We start from the raw sequence: 21,612 nt of genomic DNA, 5'->3' as shown, positions 1-21,612 counted from the left end.
GGCATGAGCGTGCCACTGACTCTTCTCGGCCTCCTCGAACGGGAGCCCAGCCACGGTTACGACCTGAAGCGCGACTACGACGCCTTCTTCGGCCGGGGCAAGCCACTGCCGTTCGGCCAGGTCTACTCCACCCTCAGCCGACTGGCCCGCGACGGCAAGGTGGTGATCAGCGACGTCGCCCCCGGCTCCGGCCCCGACCGCAAGCGCTACATCATCACCGACGTCGGCGCGACCGAGGTCGAGCAGTGGCTGACCCAACCGGTCGACCCGGAACCACACCTGCAGACGGTGCTCTTCGCCAAGGTCGTGCTCGCGCTGATGCTGGACCGGCCGGCCGCCGAATACCTCGACACCCAGCGCAGCGCGCACCTGCACCGGATGCGTGAGCTGACCGAGATCAAGCGCGCCGGCAGTCTGGTCGACGCGCTGCTCGCCGACCACGGCCTCTACCACCTGGAGGCGGACCTCCGATGGATCGAGATGACCGGTGCCCGACTGGACGCCCTGCGGAAAGAGGTGCGGCCGTGAGTGTCGTGATCGAAGCGCGCGACGTGGAGTTCTCCTTCGGTCAGACCCCCGCCCTGCGCGGCGCGAGCGTCGCCGTGGAGGCGGGCGAGATCCTCGCCGTGATGGGCCCCAGCGGCTCCGGCAAGTCCACCCTGTTGCACTGTCTGGCCGGCATCCTGGTGCCCGACTCCGGAGAGATCCTCTTCGACGGGGCGCGGGTCGACGCCATGGCCGAGACCCAGCGCAGCAGCCTGCGCCGGGACCGCTTCGGCTTCGTGTTCCAGTTCGGCCAGCTCGTTCCCGAGCTGACCGCTGTGGAGAACGTCGCGCTGCCGCTGCTGCTCAGCGGCGTACACCGCAAGCAGGCGCTCCCCAGGGCGCGAGCCTGGTTCGCGCGCCTCGGCCTGGACGGCCTGGAGCAGCGCCGCTCGGGTGAGCTCTCCGGCGGGCAGGCGCAACGCGTCGCCCTGGCCCGCGGCCTGGTCGCCGAGCCGCAGGTGCTCTTCGCCGACGAGCCGACCGGCGCGCTCGACTCGCTCACCGGTGAGGAGGTGATGGACCTGTTGGTCGGCGCCGCCCGCGAGCAGGGCACCACAGTCATCCTGGTGACCCATGAGCCGAGGATCGCGGCGTACGCCGACCGCGAGGTCATGGTCCGCGACGGGCGTGTCAACGCGCCGGATCGGATCGCCTCGTGATCCGCTTCGGGCTCCGCCTCGCCGTGGCCGGTGGCCGTGAGGCGCTCACCCGCCTGATCGTCATCGCCGCCGCCGTCGCAGTCGGCAGCGGGCTGCTGCTGACCACTCTCGCCGGGGTCAACGCGGTGAACGCCCAGCTCACCCGGTATGCGTCGATCTATCCCAACGCCTCGACGGGCGGCGACGCCGATCCCCTGTGGTGGTCGACGCGCGAAGACTACTTCCACGGCAAGCAGATCATCCGGATCGACGTCGCCGCGACCGGTCCGGACGCGCCCACCCCGACCGGTGTCCCGAACACGCCAAGGCCCGGGGAGTACTACGCCTCGCCGGCGTTTCGGAAGCTGCTGGCCGCCCACCCGGCCGAACAACTGGGTGACCGCTACCCGGGGCGCGACGTCGGCACCGTCGGTCCGGCCGGATTGACCTCACCGGACACCCTGCTCGTCATCCGGGGCGGCACCCCCGACGAGGTGGCCAAGGTGCCCCTCGCCAAGCAGCTCACCACCGTCGGCGACATTCCCGCGCTGCCCGAGACGACGATGAACCTCATCCTGAGCGTGATCGCCGGTGGGTTGCTGTTCCCGGTGCTGATCTTCATTGGCACCGCCACCCGGCTCAGCGCCGCCCGCCGGGAGCAGCGCTTCGCCGCGATGCGTCTGGTCGGCGCCACACCGAGGCAGATCTCGCTGGTCGCGGCCGTGGAGGCGGCCGTCGCGGCCGCCGCCGGCACCGCTGTCGGCTTCGCACTGTTCTACGCGTTGCGCGGTTCGATGGCGGGCATCCCGTTCACCGGCATGCCGTTCTTCCCCAGCGACATGTCCCTGGGCGTGCTGGACACCCTGCTGGTGGCGCTCGGCGTCCCGGCCGGTGCGGCGGTGGCGGCCCAGGTCTCGCTTCGCCGGGTACGGATCTCGCCGCTGGGCGTCACCCGGCGGGTCACCCCTCGGGCGCCGCGCGCGTACCGGCTGATCCCGATCCTGCTCGGCGTTGCGGTGCTGTTCTTCGCCATCGGCTTCCGGCCTCCGACGTCCGACGGCCAGGCCGCGGTCTTCCTGCCCGCCCTGCTGCTCATCATGGCCGGCCTGGTCCTCGCCGGCCCGTGGTTGACGATGGTCGGCGCCCGGATCCTGGCCCGGTACGCCAACCGCCCGGCCACGCTCATCGCCGCGCGACGCCTCGCCGACAACCCGAAGGCCGGCTTCCGGGCGATCAGCGGCATCATGCTCGCGCTCTTCGTCACGAGCGTGTCCGTCGGCGTGATCACCACGATCGTCGCCGAGCGCGGTCCGGCCCCGGTCGGGTCTGCCGAGGCGGGACAGGTGTCTCTCTACCTTCCCGAGGATGCGCCGGCAGTGCCTGACACGCTCTTCACCGAGCTGCGCTCGCTCACTGGTGTGCGGTCCGCGGCCGCGGTTCGCGAGAACCCGGACTGGATGACCGCCAGCGAGCCCGGCCTGATCGCGTGCACCGACATCCCGAACGCGTACGGCCGGTGTGCCGAGGGCGCCACAGTCGCAGAGGTGGCGACGGGCCTCGTCCCCTTCCGGGCATCGGCGTCGTCTGCCAGGATTTGGCCCTCCGCCTCGGTTTCGGTCGGCGATCTCCAACAGCTGCCGGTGATGTCGATCGTCGTCGACACGGATGGATCCGCAGCCACCGTCGAACGCGCACGCACCGTCCTCGAGGCCGCCTTCCCGGCCTTCCGGGTGGCACCGAACGTGCCCGGCGACTTCGAGTCGGAGTTCGCGAACACGCTGCGCGGCTGGGAGCAGCTGGCCAACGTCGTCATCATCGCCAGCCTCGCGCTCGGAGGGTGCAGCCTCGCGGTCAGCGTCATCGGCGGTCTCACCGAACGCCGACGCCCGTTCAGCCTGCTGCGCCTCAGCGGCGCTCCGGTGCGGGTCCTGCGTCGGGTGGTGGCGTTGGAGAGCGCCGTGCCGATGCTCGCCGTCGCCGCCGTCGCCATCGGCATGGGCCTCCTCGCCGCCCACCTGTTCCTCCGGGCGCAGATGGACTACACCCTCGTCGCGCCGCAGCCGGGCTTCTACGTGATCGTCGTGGTCGGGTTGGCAGCCTGCCTCGGCGTCATCGCCTCCACCCTGCCGCTGCTGGAACGCATCACCGGGCCGGAGACCGCCCGCAGCGAGTAGTCATCCCGTCGGCCCAGTGGTGGCGAGGGCCACCACCGGGCCGAGGACGAAGACGGCGGGTGGGCCGACGCCCTCCCGGGCGGCGACGGCGCCGATCTCGTCCAGCCGGGCGGGCACCGATCGCTGGTCGGGCAGCCCGGCGTCCTGCACGGCCAGCACCGGGCTCTCCGGGGCACGACCGTGCTCGATCAGCACGGTCGCGATCTTGGCGATGGTGTCGACGGCCATCAGCAACACGACGGTGCCCCGGGCCCGGGCCAGCGCCGCCCAGTCGACGAGCGAGTCGGGGTGCCCGGGCGGCAGGTGCCCCGACACGACTGTGACGTCGTGCGCCACGCCCCGGTGCGTCACCGGCACGCCGGCGAGGGCCGGTGCGGCGAGCGCGCTACTCACCCCCGGCACCACCGTCACCGGCACACCGGCCGCCACGCACGCCTGCACCTCCTCGTGGCCGCGCCCGAAGACATACGGGTCACCACCCTTGAGCCGGACCACGCGGCGACCGGCGCGGGCGTGCGACACCAGGGCCTCGTTGATCGCCTCCTGGGCCATCGACGGGCCACGGGGCACCTTCGCGGCGTCGACCACCAGCACGTCGGGGCGCAACCCGGCGAGCAGCCCCTGCGGGGCGAGTCGGTCGACCACCACGACGTCCGCCGCGTCGAGCAGCGCCTTTCCGCGTACCGTGATCAGGTCGTCGGGCCCCGGCCCGCCACCGACCACGGCGACCGAGCCGTGCCCGTGGTCGTGGTGGTCGTGCCGGTGATGGTGGTGGCCGACCGGGTCGTCGGGGTGGTCGTGCGGGCGTTGCGGGCGACCCACCTTGTCCGCGAAGCCGGGCATCAGCACCCGGTACGCGCAGGTGTCGCAGTTCATCCGGATGTCCCCGCCCAGTGCCTCGGCGTACCGCTCCAGGACGAGGTCGGCGAGGGCGTCACAGTCGCCGATCACCTCGGCGACGCGGACGTCCAGGTCGGGGTGGGCGGCGGCGAACTCCGCCGACTGGGCGACGATCCGGTCCGGCAGCACACCGGCGAACAGGAAGTACGGTGCCACCACGATCCGGCGCGCACCGAGGCGGCGCAGGCGCTCCAGCACCGCCGGCACCGACGGCTGCGCCAGGGAGATGAACCCCGGCTCCACACCCGCGTAGCCGCGCCCCTCCCAGAGCAGCCGGGCGACCTTGGCGACCTCGGCGTTGGCGTCCGGGTCGGTGGACCCCCGCCCGATCAACGCCACCCACGTGCCGGCCCGGTCGGCACCAGCAAGCTCCGTGCCGGCCCGGTCGGCGCCGGCCGGTGCGGCGTCGATGCGCTGTTCGAGGGCTTCGTGCAGCAGCGGGTGAGGGCCGAGCGGGCGGCCGTAGCGGTAGCTCAGCCCGGGGTGGCGCTGCTGCTCCCGGGCCATCGCGGCGGGGATGTCGCCCTTGCCGTGACCGGCGCCGGTGAGCACCAGCGGCAGCGCCACCAGCGCCCGGTGCCCGCGGGCGACGAGCGCGCCGACAGCGTCGGTCAGCGGTGGGCGGGACAGCTCGATGAAGCCGCCCTCGACGTCGCCGATGTCACCGCGACGACGGACCCGCTCGACGAGAGCGGCGAACTGCTCGACCCCGGCCGCGCTGCGCGTGCCGTGCCCGACGACGACCAACCCGGTCATGACTTCTCCTCGACGTAGAGCAGGGCGTTGAGGGCGGCGGCGGCGACCGCCGAGCCACCCTTCTCCCCCACGTTGGACACGGCGGGCAGGCCGCTGGCCCGCAGCGCCGCCTTCGACTCGGCGGCGCCCACGAAGCCGACCGGCAGGCCGACGACGAGCGCCGGTGCGGCGTCCACTATGAGCAGTTCGACAAGCGCGGTGGGCGCGCAGCCGACCACCCAGACCGCGCCGGGCCCGACCCGTTGCACTGCGATCCGGACGGCCGCCGCCGAGCGGGTGATCCCGGCCGAGCGGCCCAGCGCGGCGGCGGCCGGCTCGGCGACCGGGCAGACCAGTTCCAGGCCGGCCCGGGTGATGCCGGCAGCGACCATCGCCACGTCGGTGACCACTGGCGCACCGGCGCGCAGCGCCGTCAGCCCCGACTCCAGGGCGGCCTCGTCGCAGACCAGCTCGTCGACGTACGCGAGGTCGGCGCTGGCGTGCACCACCCGCTCGGTCACGGCGCGGCTCAGCGGCGGCAGGTGCGACAGGTCGACGCGCTCGCGCAGGATGCGGTACGACTCGGCCTCGATGGGGTGCACCACCCGGCTCATCGGGCTCCTTCACAGGGGTCGGGCTCGACGACGCGGATCGCGTCGACCGGGCAGATCTCCAGGCACTCCAGGCAGCCGGTGCACCGGTCGGCGCGGACCGTGAGGCCACCGGCGACCGGTCGGATGGCGTGCGTGGGGCAGGTGAGCAGGCAGGCGCCGCAGCCCTGGCAGGCGTCGATCGTCACGAGCGCCATCGGTACCCCCGGGGTGTGACCATCCGGCCGGCGATCAGCCGGGTGTCGCTGCTGCCCACCACCACGACGCTGTACATGTCGACGATGGCCGGGTCGAGCGTGGCCACTGTGGCGAGGTGCACCCGTTCGCCGGGGCGGCTGGCGTTGCGCACCACGCCCACCGGGGTGTCCGGTGACCGGTGGGCGGCGAGGATGCCGAGCGCCTTGCCGAGCTGCCAGTCGCGGGCCCGGCTACGCGGGTTGTAGAAGAGCGTCACGAAGTCACCCTCGGCGGCGGCGGTCACCCGCCGCTCGATGACGTCCCACGGGGTGTGCAGATCGGACAGGCTCAGGTAGGCGTGGTCGTGGCCGAGTGGCGCGCCGAGCAGCGCCCCGGCAGCGAGGGCGGCGGTGACGCCGGGCACGCCCACCACGTCGATGCGCTCGTCGGCGTACTCGAGGGCGGGGCTGGCCATCGCGTACACCCCGGCGTCGCCGGAGCCGATCAGCGCGACCGCCCGGCCGGCGGCGGCCTCGGTGACGGCGGCGCGCGCCCGTGCCTCCTCCGCGCCCAGCCCGCTGGAGAGCACCCGGGTTCCCGGGCGGAGCACGTCGCGGACCTGCTCCAGGTACTGGTCGAGGCCGACCACCACTGCGGCGCGACGTAGCTCGGCCACCGCGCGGGGGGTGCGCAGGTCGGCGGCGCCCGGCCCGAGGCCGACGACGGCCAGCCGGCCGCGTGGCGCGTGCCGGGCCACCGCGACGGTGGTCATCGCCGTCGCGGTCTTGCCCACCAGCAGCGTCGCGCCGTCGGCCCGGCCGTCCGGGCCGAGCAGGGCCGCGGCCTCCGCCACGCTCGGCGTGCCGACCGCGGCACGGACCACCTCGCTGGGGTGCGGCACGTCCACCGCCGCCAGCCGCGTCGCCGGCCAGGTCACCAGGGGTACGCCGAGCGCGTCGACGGTACTGCGGATGCCCGCCTCGTCGGCCTTGATGTCGGCGGTGGCCAGGCAGCGCAGGCTCGCCGGGTCGAGGCCGGCCTCGGCCAGCACCCGGTGCAGCAGCTCCGCCACCTCGGCGGCGGGTACGCCCCGACTCGCGCCCACGCCGACGACCAGCGACGGCGGCCGCAGCACGGCGGTCCGCTCGTCGGGTGACACGACCCGGTCGGTGACCAGCAGCCGGTACCCGTCGTCCGTCGGGTCCTCGTCGGCCGCGCGCACGTTCGGGGGCAGGGCGGGCAGCGGCCAGTCGGCGTCGGCGATCAGCCGGACCGGCTCGCCGTCCAGGATGGCCCGGGACACCGCGGCGACAGCGCCCTGCACGGGCCAGCCGAGGGTGTCCAACCCCGGCAGGTCGACAGCGTCGGTGGCGGTGGTGATCACCGGTCGGGCGTCCAGCAGGGCGGCGACCCGCTCGGCGAGCGCGTTGCCCCCGCCGGCGTGTCCGCCGAGCAGCGCCACGGCGTGCCGGGCCGCCTCGTCGACGACCACCACCGCCGGGTCGGTGCGCTTGTCGTCGAGCAGCGGCGCGACGATCCGCACCACAGCACCGGTGGCCAGGAACGCGATGACCGCGTCACACCCGACCCAGGCGGTCCGCAGCGCGTCGGCGACGGTCTCCCCCTCGACCAGCCGGGCGTGCGGCCAGGCGGCGGTCAGGGTGTCGGCGTGGCGGCGGCCGGCGGCGGTGGCCGCCACCAGGCCGATCCGGGCTGGCGGGTTCTGATCGGTCACGGGCGCTCCCCGGTGAGGACGACCACCGGGTTGGTGGCCGCGAGGCGGATCGACCCGCCGGGCAGGTCGGCGAGGCGGGCGGCGGAGAGCTGGCTGCCCTCGACGGTGTAGCCGGCGGCGCGCAGCAGACCCACTGCCGGTGCGACCCGGTCCAGTGCGGCCAGGGTGAGGACCACCCGCTCGGGTTGGCGGGCCACCACCGCGGTGAGGACGTCGACGCCGCCACCGCCGACGAAGACCGCGTCGGGCTCGGGGAGGTCGGCCAGCGCCGCCGGGGCACGTCCGCTAACCAGTCGGACGTGCACGGCGTGCGCGGCGGCGTTGGCCTGGATGGTGGCACCGGCGTCGGGGTCCTGTTCGACGGCGAGCACTGCCGCGCCGAGCAGCGCGCACTCGATGCCGACCGAGCCGCTGCCCGCCCCGATGTCCCAGATCAGCCGGCCCAGCCGGGGGCGCAGCCGGGCGACGACGAGGGCCCGCACCTCCCACTTCGTGATCATGGAGTTGCGGTGGGTGTACCGGTCCTCCGGCAGCGCCCAGCCGCCGGCCGGCGCGGCGGCGGGCTGGTTGTCGGCACGCATCCCGCCGGCCGTGGCCGTCTCGGGAACGACATCGGCGGGCGCAGCCCCGACGGGAACGGGGTCGGCGGGCGCGGACCCGGCCGGTTCGGGGTCGGCGAGGCTGAGCAGGACGTGCGGGTCGGCCCAGGTCTCGGCGGCGGCCTGCTCGGGGGCGACCGCGCGGATCCGTTCGGCGGCGGTGCCCAGGTGCTCGGCGACCAGCAGGCGGCGGGACCAGCCGATCAGGCCGGCGCCCAGCTCGGCCGCGCCGGCGCCGGGTGCGGTGAGCACCGCGACCAGTGGCAGCGCCCGGCAGGCGTTCACCGCGGCTCGGGGGTCGCGCCCGTGCGCGGTGACCACTGCGGCGCCGTCCCAGGGCAGCCCGACGCGGGCGAACGCGGCGGCCACACTGGACACCGCCGGCACCACCCGCAGTGGCAGCCCGGCCGCGCGCAGCCGCCGGACGATGCCGAACAGACCGGGGTCGCCGCTGGCCAGCACCACGGCCGGCACCCCTGCGGCGACGGCCTCGGCGAGGCGGCGCAGGGCGGGGGCGAGCGGCCCAAGGGTGATGCTGTCCGCGCCGGCCGGTACGGGCACCGCGGCCAGGTGCCGGGCGGCCCCGACCACCAGCCCGGCGGTGGCCAGCACCGGTGCGAGCACGGGGTGCGGCGGTGCGCCCGCCGCGTCCAGGCCGACCACTGTCACGGCGGTCACCGGGGCCAGCGGCGTCGTCGGGGCCACCCGCGTCATCGGGGCCACCTGCCGGACGAGGCGACGACGTGCGCTCCGGCGAAGTCGACCATCGCCACGTCGACGGTGACCGTCGGCCCGGCGAAGCGCCGCAACACCTGGCGGACCCGCTGGCAGAGCAAGTCGCCGGCCGGGGCGAGCAGCCCGGCGGCCTCCCACAGCTCGTACGCGTGCCGCCCGGTGTTCGCCTCGGTCACGGCGGCGACCAGCGACGGGTCACCGCCGGCCTCGGCGGTCACCGCGCCGAGCAGGGAGAGGTCCACCTTGGAGCGGGTGTAGTGGGTCATCAGGATGCCGGCCGCGAGTTTGGCGAGCTTGCCGGCCATGCCGACGAAGACCACTCCGGTCATGGCGTCACCCACGGCGGCGGTCACCGCGGCCCCGGTGAAGTCGCCGACCTCGACGAAGCAGACCTCGGGCAGGTCGGGCAGGAGCGCGCGGGCGGCCCGCTCGGTACGCCCGCCGGTGCAGAGCACCACTGTCGGCTCGCCCTGGGCGGCCATCACGTGCACTGCCTGCACGACGCTGGCCCGCCACGACGCGGTGGAGAAGGGGCGGACGATCCCGGTGGTGCCGAGGATCGAGATGCCGCCGAGGATGCCGAGCCGGCGGTTGGTGGTCTTGCGGGCCATGATCTCGCCCCGGGGCACGCTGATCACCACCCGAACTCCGACCTCGCTGAGGTCGACCACCTCGGCCACCGCCTCGCCGATCATCCGGCGCGGGGTGTCGTTGATCGCCGGGCCACCGACCGCGAGCCCGAGGCCGGGCTTGGTGACAGTGCCGACGCCGGCGCCGCCGGCCAGCCGCAGGCCGGGGACGTCGGTCCAGTTCACTGTGGCGGTCAGCTCGGCGCCGTGGGTGACGTCCGGGTCGTCCCCGGCGTCCTTGACCACCACCGCTTCGGCCCGGACCGGTGGGGTGCCGGTCACCTCGCAGCGCTCCACCGGGAAGCGCACCCGGCGTCCGGCGGGCAGCCCGATCTCCACCTCCTGCTGGGTGGTGCCGGTGACCAGCGCGGTGACAGCGGCCTTGGCCGCCGCCGTGGCGCACGCGCCGGTGGTCCAGCCGGTGCGCAGCGCGGTGGGCCGGACCTTCGCGGTGCGCGGCAGGTCCGGCTCGCGCAGCGGCGGCTCGGCGTACGTCATGGTGTGTGCCCCGGTGTGGCTGTCCCCCCGGTGCGGGCGCCGACCTGGCGGCGCAGCTCGGCGCGGGCGGCCGGCTCGGCCCGGCGGAAGGTGTGGAAGTGCCCGGGGTGGTAGAGGTGCGAGCGGGTGCCCTCGGCGGCGAGTGCCGGGCCGACCAGGAAGAGGGTGTGCTTCCACAGCTTGTGCTGTTTGACCGTCGCCGCCAGGGTGCCGATCGTGCAGCGCACCACCAGTTCGTCGGGCCAGGTCGCCTGGTACGCCACCACCGCCGGGGTGTCCTCCGGGTAGCCGCCGGCCAGCAGCTCGGCCTGCACCTGCCCGGAGCGGGCGGCGGAGAGGAACAGCGCCATTGTGGTGCCGTGCCGGGCGAAGTCGCGGACCCGCTCGCCGGGCGGCATCGGGGTCTTGCCGCCTTCGAGGCGGGTGAGGATGACCGACTGGGCCACCTCGGGCACTGTGAGCTCCCGTCCGACGATCGCCGCGACGGCGGTGAACGAGGACACCCCGGGCACGATCTCGACGGCCAGGTCGAGCGCCCGGCACACGTCCAGTTGCTCCTGCACCGCGCCCCACAGCGCCGGGTCTCCGGAGTGGATCCGGGCCACGGTCAGCCCCTGCTCGGCGGCGCGCCGGTAGAGCGGCAGCACCCCCTCGATGGGCAGCTGCGACGAGTCGACGATCTCCGCGCCGGGGCGGGCGTGGTCGAGCACGTCGGCGTGCACCAGGCTGGCCGCCCAGATCACGATGTCCGCCTCGGCGATGACCCGGGCGGCCCGCAGCGTCAGCAGGTCCGCCGCCCCCGGACCGGCTCCGACGAACCACACAGTGCCGTCGCTGGTCACAGCTTTCCTCCTCGGTGCTCACGGCGGGCCGGAACCAGCAGCGTCGACAGGTACGGCAGGTCGTGCTCGGTGTCGTCGACCGGCCCGATGCGTTCACCGGGCAGCCCCAGGCTGCGTCCGAGCACGGCGTCGGCGAGGCGACCCTGCCGGCGCAGCTCGGTGAGCAGCTCCGAGTGCCGCCGCCAGCCCTTGTAGGCGACGACGGTGCCCGGCCCGGCGAGGGCGTCGGCGAAGAGCGCCAGGCCCGCGGTGGCCGGCAGCAGGGTGAGCGGTTCGCGTCCCTCACAGAGCGGGGTGCCGCTGCGAGCCGCCAGCTCCTGCATGGCGGTGACGCCGGGCACTGTCGCCACCCGCACCTCCGGGCGCAGCGCGCGGACGCTCTGGGCCAGGTAACCGAAGGTGGAGTAGACGTTGGGGTCGCCGATGGTGGCGAACGCGAGGGACCGGGCGCCCGCGTCGATCGCCTCGACCACCACCCGGGCGGCGTCGTCCCAGGCCGCCGCCCGGCGCGCGGTGACCCCACCCCTGTCGTCCAGCGCGAACGGCAGCCGGCGCAGCCGCTCCGCCGCGACATGGGAGCGCACTGTCGTCTCGGCCCGCCCGTCCGCACTCGGCGGCGTCGCACCGGCGGTCGCGGTGGGCGCGACCCGGTCCGCCATCACGGGTACGAAGACCAGGTCGGCCTCGCGCAGCAGCCGCACCGCCTTGACGGTGAGCAGTTCCGGGTCGCCCGGCCCGACGCCGACCCCGGTGAGCGTGACGTCGGCGCTCACCGGCACGCCTCGACCAGTCGACGGGCCGCGTCCGGGTGACCGGCCCAGTGGGTGTGCAGGTAGGACGCGTGCACCCGACCGGCGACGAAGCCGTGCCCGGTGTCGTTCCAGCGCCACGCCGGCGCGTCGCCGTGCCCCGGGTCGGTGGTGGTGCGGTGGAACTCGTGGCCGCGTACCGGCTCGCCGGCGCGCGCCACCGGGGAGTCGGTGACGGCGAGGGCCTCCCGGTAGCCGAGGGTGAGCCGGTCGGTCATCCGGGCGGTCAAATCCAGTCGGCCGCACATCGGTACGCCGTCCAGGGACCGCCCGAGGTAGAGCAGTCCGGCGCACTCGGCCACGATCGGCCCGGCGAAGTCGGCCAGCTCGGCGCGGAGCGCCGTGTTGTCGGCCAGCGTCTGGGCGTACGCCTCGGGGAAGCCGCCGCCGATCACCACCGCCCGGGTGCCGGTGGGCAGCGCCGGGTCTCGCAGCGGGTCGACAGTGACGACGTCCGCGCCGGCGGCGGTGAGCAGTTCGGCGGTCTCCGCGTACGAGAAGGTGAAGGCCGGACCACCGGCGAGGGCGACGCGTGGTCGCTCGACGCCGGCCGGCCCGCCGACGGCGACGACCGGGTCCCACGCCGGGCCGGTCAGCGGGGGGGCGGTCCGGGCCAGGGCGAGCACGGCGTCGAGGTCCACTGTGGCCTCGACCAGTTCGGCGAGCGCGGTGACGATCGCGACGGATTCGGGTGCCCGCTCGGCGACCGGCACCAGCCCGAGGTGCCGGGCCGGCGCGGCCACCTCGGCGGCGCGGGTCACCGCCCCGAGCACCGGTACGTGCACCTCGGCGAGGGCGTCGCGCAGCAGCGTCTCGTGCCGGGGTGAGCCGACCCGGTTGAGGATCACCCCGCCGACCCGTACCGCCGGATCGAACGCGGCCATGCCGAGGGTGAGCGCGGCGGCCGACCGGCCCTGCGCGGTGGTGTCCAGTACCAGCAGCACGGGTGCCTCGATCAGCCGGGCGACGTGCGCGGTGGAGGCGTAGTCGCGGCGGCCCACCGCGCCGTCGTGCAGGCCCATGACGCCCTCGATCACGGCGATGTCGGCGGGCGTGGGGACGCTCGCGCCGTGTCGCAGCAGGGGGGCGATCCGGTCGGCCCCGACCAGGAACGGGTCGAGGTTGCGCCCGGGTCGGCCGGCGGCGAGGGCGTGGTAGCCGGGGTCGATGTAGTCGGGGCCGACCTTGTGCGGGCTGACCGTCAGGCCCCGTCGGCGCAGCGCGGCGAGCAGCCCGGTGGCCACAGTCGTCTTGCCGTGTCCGCTGGCCGGCGCGGCGACCACCACCCGGGGCAGCGCCCAGTGTGCGCTCACCACTCGATGCCCTTCTGGCCCTTCTGGCCGGCGTCCATCGGGTGCTTGACCTTGGTCAGCTCGGCGACCAGGTCGGCGGCGGCGACCAGGCGTGGGTCGGCGTCCCGACCGGTGATCACGACGTGTTGGAAGCCGGGGCGGTCGGCCAGGGTGGCGACCACCTCGTCGACGTCCACCCAGCCCCACTTCATCGGGTAGGTGAACTCGTCCAGCACGTACAGCCCGTAGCGCTCGGCGGCCAGGTCACGCTGGACCTGCCGCCAACCTTCCAGGGCGTCGGCGGCGTGGTCGGCGTCGCCGCCGCGCTGGATCCAGGACCAGCCCTCGCCCATCTTGTGCCAGGCCACCGGCGCGCCCTGGCCGGTGCGCTCGTGCACCTCGCCGAGCGCCCGGAAGGCGTTCTCCTCCCCCACCCGCCACTTGGCGCTCTTGACGAACTGGAACACCCCGACCGGCAGCCCGGCCGTCCAGGCCCGCAGGGCCAGCCCGAAGGCGGCCGTCGACTTCCCCTTCATCTGTCCGGTGTGGACGATCAGCAGTGGCCGGTGCCGCCGCTGCCGGGTCGTCAACCCGTCAAGAGGCACCGAACTAGGTTGTCCCTGCGGCATCAGCACTCACTCCCTCGCGTCAGCACTCCCGCGATCTTGCAGTTTCTGTTGGTCATATGCGCACCTCGCCCCTTATGCCGCGACCGGAAGTGCAAGATCGCGGGGGTGGGGGTGGGTGAGGGCTTCCAGGGGGGTTCTTGGGGCGTTCAGCTGGGTGGCCAGGCGGGCGGCCAGGTGCAGGCGGACCGGGCCGGACTCGCAGTCGACGACCACGCAGGGGGCGCCGGTGGCGGCCAGGACGGCGGCCGCCGCTGCCGCCCGGTCCAGCGGGCGGGTGCCCGCCGTGGCTCTCCCGTCGGTGACGATCAGGACCAGTGGGCGGCGCTTCGGATCGCGCAGGCGCTCCACCCGCAACAGGTCCACGGCGGCGAGCAACCCCTCGGCCAGCGGCGTACGCCCGCCGGTGGGCAACTCGGCCAACCGGGTCGAGGCGGCCAGCACCGACGACGTCGCCGGCAGCAGGGTCCGGGCGCCGGCACCCCGGAACGCGATCACCGCGACCTTGTCCCGCCGCTGGTACGCGTCGGTGAGCAGGGCGAGCACCGCGTCCTTCACTGTGGTCATCCGCTGCCGGGCGCCCATCGAGCCGCTCGCGTCCACCACGAACAGCACCAGGTTGCCCTCGCGCCCCTCACGAACCGCCTCGCGCAGGTCGTCCCGGCGCAGTCGCAGCGGACCGGTGACCCGGCCCCGAACCGCCTGGTGCGGCGCGGCGGCGCGGATCGTGGCCGGCAGGTGCAGCGCGCCCACCCGACCCGCCGGCACCCGGGCGCCGGTGGTGCGGCCCCGCCCGGTGCGGGCCCGCGACCGTCGGCCCGGCACCCCGTCACCCAGGCCGGGCGCGGTGAGCACCCGCGCCTTCAGCCCACCCCGGGGTACGGCCACCGGCTGGGACTCCCCACCGCGGGTCGGGTCGTCGGCACCGGTCGCCGACTGCCGGCCACCGCGCGGGCGCGAGTTCCGGCCGTCGCCGCCCTGCTGGTGCTGCGGCCAGCCGTCGTCGTCGCCCCGGTCGCCCGGCTGGCGCGGCGGCCAGCCGTCGGTGCCGTCGGTGCGCCCGTCGGGGCCAGCGCCGTTCCGCGCCGCCGAGTGCCCGGCCGTCCCGGGTTCACAGTGGTCGACGCCGTCGCCGCCCTGCGGTCCGCCACCACTCGGGCCGCCCTCGTTTGGTCCGCCTCCGTTCGGACCGCCCCCGTTCGGGCCGCCGCCGCCGTCCGGGCCACCGCCCTGCGGGCCACTGTCGTCCGGGCCGGCGTTGTCCGGGTCGTCGGGGTGGGCGTCCTGGGCGCGCTGCAACGCCTCGTCGAGGCGCTTCTCGTCCAACCCCGGGGTGTCGAACGGGTCGCGGCGGCGACGGTGCGGCAGCGCCAGCCGGGCCGCCACCCGGACGTCGTCGATGGTGACCCGGTCCCGGCCGTGCCAGGCGGCGTGGGCGAGGGCGGTCCGGGCGGTGACGATGTCGGCCCGCATCCCGTCCACGTCGAACGCCGCGCACACCTCGGCGATCTGCCGCAACGCGGCGTCCGGCAGTCGTACCCCGGGAAGTCGGCGGCGGGCGGCGGCCACCTGGCCGGCGATCTCCGCGTCGGCGTCGGCCCAGCGGGCGGCGAAGCCGACCGGGTCCGCGTCGGCGGCCAGCCGGCGACGGACCACCTCGACCCGGATCTCCGGGTCCCGGCTGGCGCCCACCTCCACTGTGAGCCCGAACCGGTCGAGCAGCTGCGGGCGCAGCTCCCCCTCCTCCGGGTTCATCGTGCCGACCAGCAGGAACCGGGCCGCGTGGCTGACCGAGACGCCCTCCCGCTCGACGTGGCTGCGGCCCATCGCCGCCGCGTCGAGCAGCAGGTCGACGAGGTGGTCGTGCAGCAGGTTGACCTCGTCGACGTAGAGCACACCCCGGTGCGCGGCGGCGAGCAGGCCCGGCTCGAAGGCGCGTACCCCCTCGCCGATCGCCTTCTCCAGATCCAGCGCGCCGACCACCCGGTCCTCGGCGGCGCCCACCGGCAGCTCGACGAGGCGGGCCGGGCGGGTCTCGGCGTCGGCGTCGGCCGGGTGCGGGCCGTCCGGGCAGGCCGGGTCGGGCTCGGCCGGGTCACAGCCGAAACGGCAGCCGGCCACCCGGCGCACCGGGGGCAGCAGCGCGGCGAGAGCCCGCACGGCGGTGGACTTGGCGGTCCCCTTCTCACCCCGGACCAGTACCCCGCCGATCGCCGGGGAGACCGCGTTGAGCAGCAACGCCAGCCGCATGTCGGCCATGCCGAGCACGGCGCTGAACGGGTAGATCGTCATGCCCGGTCCTCCAGATCGCCCTCACTGGCCAGGTACGTGTCGCGCAGCCGGTCGAGGGTGGCCGGCTCCGGTTTGGCCCACAGCCCCCGGTCGGCGGCCTCCAACAGCCGCTCGGTGATGCCACGCAACGCCCACGGGTTGGACTTCTCCAGGAACTCCCGGGTGGTCTCGTCGAAGAGGTACGCGGCGGCCAGGTGCTCGTACATCCAGTCGTCGACCACACCGGCGGTGGCGTCGTAGCCGAACAGGTAGTCCACTGTGGCCGCCAGCTCGAACGCGCCCTTGTAGCCGTGCCGGCGCATCGCGGCGATCCACCTCGGGTTTACCACCCGGGCCCGGAACACCCGCCGGGTCTCCTCACCCAGCGTGCGGGTACGCACGTCGTGCGGCATCGCCGAGTCACCCACGTACGCCTGCGGTGACGTGCCGGTGAGGTGGCGGACCATCGCCACCATCCCGCCGTGGTACTGGAAGTAGTCGTCGGAGTCGACGATGTCGTGCTCGCGGGTGTCCTGGTTCTTCACCGCCACCGCGATCCGGGCGAACGAACGCTCCATGTCGGCGCGCGCCTCCCGCCCGTCCAGGCCCCGGCCGTACGCGTAGCCGCCCCACACCGCGTACACCTCGGCCAGGTCGGCGTCGCTGCGCCAGGTCCGGGCGTCGATCAGGGGCAGCAGCCCGGCGCCGTACGCGCCGGGTTTGGAGCCGAAGATCCGGGCGGTGGCCCGCCGCTCGTCGCCGTGCTCGGCGACGTCGGCGGCGACGTGCGCCCGCAGGTAGTTCTCCTCGTCCGGCTCGTTCAGGGCGGCGACCCGCCGGACGGCGTCGTCGAGCAGCGCCACCACGTGCGGGAACGCGTCGCGGAAGAAGCCGGAGATGCGCACTGTGACGTCGACGCGGGGCCGGCCCAGCTCGGCGGTCGGCACCACCTCGATGCCGGTGACCCGCCGGGACCGGTCGTCCCAGACGGGCCGGCAGCCCAGCAGCGCGAGCACCTCGGCGATGTCGTCGCCCTGGGTCCGCATCGCGCTGGTGCCCCAGACTGTCAACCCCACCGAGCGGGGGTACGCCCCGGTGTCGGCGAGGTGCCGGGCCAGCAGCGAGTCGGCGAGGGCCACCCCGACGTCCCAGGCGTTGCGGCTGGGGATGGCCTTCGGGTCGACGGAGTAGAAGTTGCGGCCGGTGGGCAGCACGTTGACCAGGCCCCGGGTGGGTGAGCCGGACGGGCCGGGCGGCACGAACCTGCCGTCCAGCGCCCCGAGGGTGTTTGTCAGCTCGTCGGTGGTCCGGTCCAGTCGGGGCACCAGCTCGGTGGCGGCGAAGTGCAGCACCGCGGCGACGTCCGGGATCGGCCGACCGGTCACCTCCGTCACCACCGCGTCAACAGTGTCAGCGGCCCAGTCCAGGGTCTCCATGCCGACGACCAGCCGCCGCGCGAGGGCCTCGATGAGGTCGATCGCGTCGGCGGCGGTGCCGGCCGGCCCGTCCACCACGTCGGTCAGCGCGGCGGGCAGCGCCAGTCGCTGTCCCGGCGACGCGAGCAGCTCCTGCTCGTCGAGGGAGTACGCGACGGCGAGGGCCTGTCGCAGGCCGGGCAGGGCCCGGGCGCCGCCCCAGATCTGCGGGGCGCGCAGCACCGCGAGGACCAGGTTGACCCTGGGCTCGCCGGTGGGCGCGTCGGCGAGGATGTGCAGCCCGTCGCGGATCTGCACGTCCTTGACCTCGCACAGGTACCCGTCGAGGTGCAGCACGAAGTCGTCGAAGTCGTCCGCGTCGGGCATCGCCTCGGCGTGCAGGTCGTGGTGCAGCTCGGCGGCGCGCACCAGGTCCCAGATCTGGGCCCGCACGGTGGGCACCTTGGCCGGGTCGAGGGCCTGCACCGTCGCGTACTCGTCGAGCAGTTGTTCCAGTTTGGCCAGGTCGCCGTAGGTCTCGGCGCGGGCCATCGGCGGGACCAGGTGGTCGACGACAACGGCGTGCGCCCGCCGCTTGGCCTGGGTGCCCTCGCCGGGGTCGTTGACGATGAACGGGTACACCAGCGGCAGGTCGCCCAGGACCGCGTCGGGCGCGCAGTCCGCGGCCAGGCCGAGGCCCTTGCCGGGCAGCCACTCCAGGGTGCCGTGCTTGCCCAGGTGCACCACGGCGTCCGCGCCGAAGCCGCCGTCCGCGGCGGGCGCTGTCAACCAGCGGTACGCGGCCAGGTAGTGGTGGCTGGGCGGCAGGTCCGGGTCGTGGTAGATGGCGATCGGGTTCTCCCCGAAGCCGCGGGGCGGCTGGATCAGCAGCACCACGTTGCCGAAGCGCAGCCCGGCGAGCACGATGTCGCCGCCCTCGGTGTACAGCTCGCCCGGCGGCTCACCCCAGTGCTCCCGCATCCGCTCGCGCAGCTCGGCCGGGACCTGGTCGAACCAACGTCGGTACGTCGGCCCGGGTATCCGGGCCTCGGCGGCGGCCAACTGCTCCGGGGTGAGCCACTCCACGTCGTGACCACCGGCGGCGATCAGCGAGTGGATCAGCGCGTCGCCGTCGTCGGGCGGTGGCGCGTCACCCAGGTCGTAGCCGGCCCCGGCCAGCGCGGCGAACAGCCGGACCGCCGAGGCCGGGGTGTCCAACCCGACGGCGTTACCGACCCGCGAGTGCTTGGTGGGGTAGGAGCTGAGCACCACGGCGACCCGCTTGTCGGCGTGCGGCACGTACCGCAGCCGGGCGTGGCGCACCGCGATCCCGGCGACCCGGGCGGCCCGCTCAGGATCGGCGGCGTAGACCGAGAGCCCGTCGGCGTCGATCTGCTTGAACGAGAACGGCACCGACACGATCCGGCCGTCGAACTCGGGGATGGCCACCTGCATGGCGGCGTCCAGCGGGGACAGGCCGGCGTCGCTGTCGGCCCACTGCGCGCGGGTGCTGGTGAGGCAGAGCGCCTGGATGACCGGCACGTCCAGGGCGGCCAGGGCCCCGACGTCCCAGGCGTCCTCGTCGCCGCCACCGGAGGCGTCCGCGGCGACCGCACCGCCGGCCGCCAGCACCGTGACCAGCAGCGCGTCACAGCGGGCGAAGAGCCCGAGTGGGCCGGCGCCCGCGGTCAGCCCGCGCAGCGAGCCGCAGAAGATCGGCAGCGGGTTGCCGCCGGCTTTGTGGACCGCGTCCGCGAGCACGTCGACGAAGTCGGTGTTGCCGGCGAGGGCGTGCGCCCGGTAGAAGACGATCCCCACAGTGGGCCGATTCGGGTCGGCGGGGTGTTCGCCGTGCACGCCGTACGCCGGGGTGGGCGTGGGTGCGGCGAACCCCTCGCCGGTGAGCAGCACCGTGTCGGAGAGGAACCGGGCCAGCTGCCCCAGGTTGTCCGGGCCGCCCTCCACCAGGTACGCCAGCGACTGGGTGACGACCCCGGACGGCACTGTGGAGGTGGCCATCAGCTCCGCGTCGGGCAGCGCCTCACCGCCGAGCACTACCGTCGGCACGCCGGTGGCGAGCACCGCGGCGAGACCGTCCGGCCACGCCTGCCGACCGCCGAGCAGGCGTACGGCGACGAGGGCGACCCCGTCGAGCAGGGCGGGCACCTCCTCGGCGGTGACTCGGGCGGGGTTGGCCAACCGGTAGTCGGCACCGCTGGCGCGGGCGGCCAGCAGGTCGGTGTCGGCGGTGGACAGCAGCAGGATGCGCACGGCAGGCTCCGGAAAGTGACGCCCTGGGCCCTCACGGGGGGCGACCGGGGCGATGCGGGTGGGTACGGCGTCAGCCGGTACGACGGCCCGAGCGAACGGCGCCCCGACGCATGCGTCGGGGCCGGTCAGCGCCGGGCGATCAGCTCAGCGGTGCCGGTGGCCGGTGTCCTTGGAATGCACTGCCTGCAGCGCGATACGACGATAATCGTCGATGAATGAGACGCCGTGCGTCATCGGGTCCTCCTCGGGTGTCCACGCCCTGGGGTACGTCCCGACGGCCGAAGTATCCTGGCTTCCGGATCGACGCTCTCCCCCGGCCTTCCAACCGCAGACACACGGCCGTGACTCACGAGGGGGGATCGCTCCCCGGTGACAGTGGCGGGACCGCGTCGGATTCGCACCGACTTCCTTCACTGCCGTCAGGCCGCGAATGCTGCCACACCGCCGCGCCGCCGGTCAACGCCGGTCCGGCCCCGCCAGACGGGCGGCACTTATCGAGCTTCAACGATTGGTGCGGGCGCGGCTCCGCGCGACGCAATGCCCCAGATCAATGCCTGACGTCCTTTGCTCTGCTTACCTATGCGCACCGGGCACGGAGGGTCACCGGTGCAGATAGGCAAGCAGAGCAAAGGATGGCCGGACGAGCTCTGACCTGCGCCGACCCTCCGGCAGGGCGGTGCCGGCCGACACCCTCACGTAGGATCGGCGAACGCCACACCAGTGTCCGCGATCAATCTCGGAGGTCGATCACCATGATCGCCCCGCAGTTCCACCACCTTGCGGGCCGGGTCTGGCTCTGTCCGGGCGATCCCGACCCGGAGGCGGTCCAGGCCGGCGTCGCCGTCGTCGTCGACGAACGCGGCAGTGTGATGATCGACGCCGGGCAGAGCCCCGCGCACGCCCGCGCGATCCAGGCCGCGCTGGTCGCCGCCGGGCTTCCGGAGCCGCGCTGGCTGGTCTACACCCATCATCACTGGGACCACGTGTGGGGCGCCTGCGCCTGGCCCGGGGTGGAGATCGTCGGGCACGAGACAGCGGTGTCGCTGCTGCGCGCCGAGGCCGCCCGGCCGTGGAGCCACCGCTACCTGCAAGAGCAGGTACGTGCCGATCCCCGCCTGCGCCCGAGCTTTCAAGCCCGCGCACGCGCGATGGCGTCCTGGGAAGACTTCGCCATCCTGCCGCCAACTCGGACTTTCGCCGACGTGGACGAGCTGCCGGTCGGGGTTCGGCTACGCCACGTCGGCGGCGGGCACGCACCGGATTCGGCAGTGGTGCTGGTGCCCGACTCGGGGGTGATGCTGCTGGGCGACTGCTTCTACCCGCCGCCGGCGCACCTGCGCCGGCCGGAGGACGGCCTCGACGTCGACCTGGTCCGGCGACTGCTCGACAGCACCTACCACTGGTACGTCTCGAGCCACGCCGAGCCGATGACGCGTGAGCAGGTCGGCTCAACCCTCGATGCTGCCTGACCCAGCCTCAGCGGGCGTGGCGTTCCGGGTGGGCCCGGCTCCAGGTCCGCATCCGTTCCGGGTAGCCGGTGCGCGCCGCCTCGTACAGCGGCACCGCGTGCTTGCGGGCGATGGCCCCGGCCGCGCGGGGCGTTCCGGTACGGCGGCGGATCCACTCGCCGTCGTGGGCGATCGCCATCACCGTGGTGTCCGTCGCGGTCGTCTCCGGTTCCAGGTAGAACTCCACCCCGCGCCGGGTGGCGACGAACGCCTCCAGCGCCGCGAGGTCGTCGCGGGTCGCCTCCCGGTCCAGCTTCGTCGGGGTCGCCTCGGCACCCCGTGACCGGCGGTTGAACCAGCTCATGCCCCGCCCCTCTCCTCGACGTCCCTCCAGTGCAGCACCGGTTCCTGGCAATACGCTGCGCGCCGGATGGGAGAGAGCTGACCTACCTCGGGAAAGCCGGGTGGAACCCGCGGCGGGTGGAACCCGCGGCGGGTGGAACCCGCGGCGGGTGGGCGGTGTCATGAGTGTGATCCGAACGGAGGCTCCCCTGGACGACGAGGCGCTCGTCACCCGCGCTCGGGCAGGTGACCTGGAGGCGTACAACCTCCTGGTCGCCCGGCCCCCCGCTTCCGCGTCCGGGGCCGCGGCTCTGTGCTG

At 74.5% G+C, this 21,612-nt stretch carries 17 protein-coding genes and 1 riboswitch; of the genes, 4 read left to right on the top strand and 13 right to left on the bottom strand.

The window, feature by feature from the left end:
• Window positions 1–3: 3 nt before the first annotated feature.
• The 3 genes from PSH03_RS21535 to PSH03_RS21525 are packed head-to-tail and all read left to right on the top strand — an operon-like array spanning window position 4 to window position 3,358.
• Window positions 4–528: a PadR family transcriptional regulator gene (locus PSH03_RS21535; RefSeq protein ID WP_091398392.1), complete on the top strand. Its 525-nt coding sequence runs from the start codon at window positions 4–6 to the stop codon at window positions 526–528.
• A complete protein-coding gene (locus PSH03_RS21530) occupies window positions 525–1,205 on the top strand; it encodes an ABC transporter ATP-binding protein (RefSeq protein WP_238690225.1) in 681 nt (226 codons plus the stop codon). The genes PSH03_RS21535 and PSH03_RS21530 overlap by 4 nt, the downstream gene beginning before the upstream one ends.
• Window positions 1,202–3,358 carry an ABC transporter permease gene (locus tag PSH03_RS21525; protein ID WP_238690224.1) on the top strand — a complete coding sequence of 719 codons (2,157 nt, stop codon included), beginning with the start codon at window positions 1,202–1,204 and terminating at the stop codon, window positions 3,356–3,358. Before PSH03_RS21530 ends, PSH03_RS21525 begins: the two co-directional genes overlap by 4 nt.
• Here the strand turns inward: PSH03_RS21525 and cobA are convergent, their stop codons facing one another.
• From cobA to cobN, 12 genes are all read right to left on the bottom strand, one after another.
• Window positions 3,359–5,014, bottom strand: coding sequence for a uroporphyrinogen-III C-methyltransferase (gene cobA, locus PSH03_RS21520; RefSeq protein WP_238690223.1), 1,656 nt, complete (start codon window positions 5,012–5,014; stop codon window positions 3,359–3,361).
• Window positions 5,011–5,607: a precorrin-8X methylmutase gene (locus PSH03_RS21515; protein ID WP_210787252.1), complete on the bottom strand. Its 597-nt coding sequence runs from the start codon at window positions 5,605–5,607 to the stop codon at window positions 5,011–5,013. The genes cobA and PSH03_RS21515 overlap by 4 nt, the downstream gene beginning before the upstream one ends.
• The gene (locus PSH03_RS21510; protein ID WP_112588067.1) at window positions 5,604–5,801 is read right to left on the bottom strand and encodes a DUF362 domain-containing protein; all 198 of its coding nucleotides are present in this window, start codon (window positions 5,799–5,801) and stop codon (window positions 5,604–5,606) included. The genes PSH03_RS21515 and PSH03_RS21510 overlap by 4 nt, the downstream gene beginning before the upstream one ends.
• Window positions 5,789–7,516 (bottom strand): precorrin-3B C(17)-methyltransferase, encoded by a 1,728-nt coding sequence (gene cobJ / locus PSH03_RS21505; RefSeq protein WP_238690222.1) that lies wholly within the window; start codon window positions 7,514–7,516, stop codon window positions 5,789–5,791. The genes PSH03_RS21510 and cobJ overlap by 13 nt, the downstream gene beginning before the upstream one ends.
• Entirely contained in the window at window positions 7,513–8,829 is a 1,317-nt protein-coding gene (cbiE, locus tag PSH03_RS21500) for a precorrin-6y C5,15-methyltransferase (decarboxylating) subunit CbiE (RefSeq protein ID WP_308194393.1), read from the bottom strand. Before cbiE ends, cobJ begins: the two co-directional genes overlap by 4 nt.
• Window positions 8,826–9,977 carry a cobalt-precorrin-5B (C(1))-methyltransferase gene (locus tag PSH03_RS21495; RefSeq protein WP_210786352.1) on the bottom strand — a complete coding sequence of 384 codons (1,152 nt, stop codon included), beginning with the start codon at window positions 9,975–9,977 and terminating at the stop codon, window positions 8,826–8,828. Before PSH03_RS21495 ends, cbiE begins: the two co-directional genes overlap by 4 nt.
• Window positions 9,974–10,819 (bottom strand): precorrin-4 C(11)-methyltransferase, encoded by an 846-nt coding sequence (cobM, locus tag PSH03_RS21490; protein WP_238690221.1) that lies wholly within the window; start codon window positions 10,817–10,819, stop codon window positions 9,974–9,976. The genes PSH03_RS21495 and cobM overlap by 4 nt, the downstream gene beginning before the upstream one ends.
• Entirely contained in the window at window positions 10,816–11,592 is a 777-nt protein-coding gene (gene cobI, locus PSH03_RS21485; protein WP_238690220.1) for a precorrin-2 C(20)-methyltransferase, read from the bottom strand. The genes cobM and cobI overlap by 4 nt, the downstream gene beginning before the upstream one ends.
• A complete protein-coding gene (locus tag PSH03_RS21480; RefSeq protein WP_238690219.1) occupies window positions 11,589–12,944 on the bottom strand; it encodes a cobyrinic acid a,c-diamide synthase CobB in 1,356 nt (451 codons plus the stop codon). The genes cobI and PSH03_RS21480 overlap by 4 nt, the downstream gene beginning before the upstream one ends.
• Window positions 12,938–13,549, bottom strand: a complete 612-nt coding sequence (gene cobO / locus PSH03_RS21475) for a cob(I)yrinic acid a,c-diamide adenosyltransferase (RefSeq protein ID WP_210786348.1) — start codon at window positions 13,547–13,549, stop codon at window positions 12,938–12,940. Before cobO ends, PSH03_RS21480 begins: the two co-directional genes overlap by 7 nt.
• Window positions 13,550–13,621: 72 nt before the next feature.
• Window positions 13,622–15,838 carry a magnesium chelatase subunit D family protein gene (locus PSH03_RS21470; RefSeq protein WP_210786347.1) on the bottom strand — a complete coding sequence of 739 codons (2,217 nt, stop codon included), beginning with the start codon at window positions 15,836–15,838 and terminating at the stop codon, window positions 13,622–13,624.
• Window positions 15,835–19,503: a cobaltochelatase subunit CobN gene (gene cobN, locus PSH03_RS21465; RefSeq protein ID WP_238690218.1), complete on the bottom strand. Its 3,669-nt coding sequence runs from the start codon at window positions 19,501–19,503 to the stop codon at window positions 15,835–15,837. Before cobN ends, PSH03_RS21470 begins: the two co-directional genes overlap by 4 nt.
• A gap of 259 nt (window positions 19,504–19,762) precedes the next feature.
• A riboswitch (cobalamin riboswitch) is annotated at window positions 19,763–19,939 on the bottom strand.
• A 316-nt stretch (window positions 19,940–20,255) separates the two neighbouring features.
• On the opposite strand from cobN, the gene PSH03_RS21460 reads away from it, so the two are divergent.
• Window positions 20,256–20,972 (top strand): MBL fold metallo-hydrolase, encoded by a 717-nt coding sequence (locus tag PSH03_RS21460; protein WP_238690217.1) that lies wholly within the window; start codon window positions 20,256–20,258, stop codon window positions 20,970–20,972.
• 7 nt (window positions 20,973–20,979) lie between these two features.
• On the opposite strand, the gene PSH03_RS21455 is transcribed toward PSH03_RS21460, so the two are convergent.
• Window positions 20,980–21,315 carry a hypothetical protein gene (locus tag PSH03_RS21455; protein ID WP_124771482.1) on the bottom strand — a complete coding sequence of 112 codons (336 nt, stop codon included), beginning with the start codon at window positions 21,313–21,315 and terminating at the stop codon, window positions 20,980–20,982.
• Window positions 21,316–21,612 lie beyond the last annotated feature (297 nt).

Source organism: Micromonospora salmantinae (assembly GCF_022230905.1).
Taxonomy (GTDB): domain Bacteria; phylum Actinomycetota; class Actinomycetes; order Mycobacteriales; family Micromonosporaceae; genus Micromonospora; species Micromonospora salmantinae.
This window is presented reverse-complemented; position numbering and strand designations above follow the sequence as displayed.

Excerpts from the sequence above, each read along its gene's own strand:
- PSH03_RS21535 (WP_091398392.1), top strand. The coding sequence starts at position 4 with ATGAGCGTGCCACTGACTCTTCTCGGCCTCCTCGAACGGGAGCCCAGC.
- cobA (WP_238690223.1), bottom strand. The coding sequence starts at position 5,014 with ATGACCGGGTTGGTCGTCGTCGGGCACGGCACGCGCAGCGCGGCCGGG.
- PSH03_RS21515 (WP_210787252.1), bottom strand. The coding sequence starts at position 5,607 with ATGAGCCGGGTGGTGCACCCCATCGAGGCCGAGTCGTACCGCATCCTG.
- PSH03_RS21510 (WP_112588067.1), bottom strand. The coding sequence starts at position 5,801 with ATGGCGCTCGTGACGATCGACGCCTGCCAGGGCTGCGGCGCCTGCCTG.
- cbiE (WP_308194393.1), bottom strand. The coding sequence starts at position 8,829 with ATGACGCGGGTGGCCCCGACGACGCCGCTGGCCCCGGTGACCGCCGTG.
- PSH03_RS21495 (WP_210786352.1), bottom strand. The coding sequence starts at position 9,977 with ATGACGTACGCCGAGCCGCCGCTGCGCGAGCCGGACCTGCCGCGCACC.
- cobO (WP_210786348.1), bottom strand. The coding sequence starts at position 13,549 with ATGCCGCAGGGACAACCTAGTTCGGTGCCTCTTGACGGGTTGACGACC.
- PSH03_RS21470 (WP_210786347.1), bottom strand. The coding sequence starts at position 15,838 with ATGACGATCTACCCGTTCAGCGCCGTGCTCGGCATGGCCGACATGCGG.
- PSH03_RS21460 (WP_238690217.1), top strand. The coding sequence starts at position 20,256 with ATGATCGCCCCGCAGTTCCACCACCTTGCGGGCCGGGTCTGGCTCTGT.
- PSH03_RS21455 (WP_124771482.1), bottom strand. The coding sequence starts at position 21,315 with ATGAGCTGGTTCAACCGCCGGTCACGGGGTGCCGAGGCGACCCCGACG.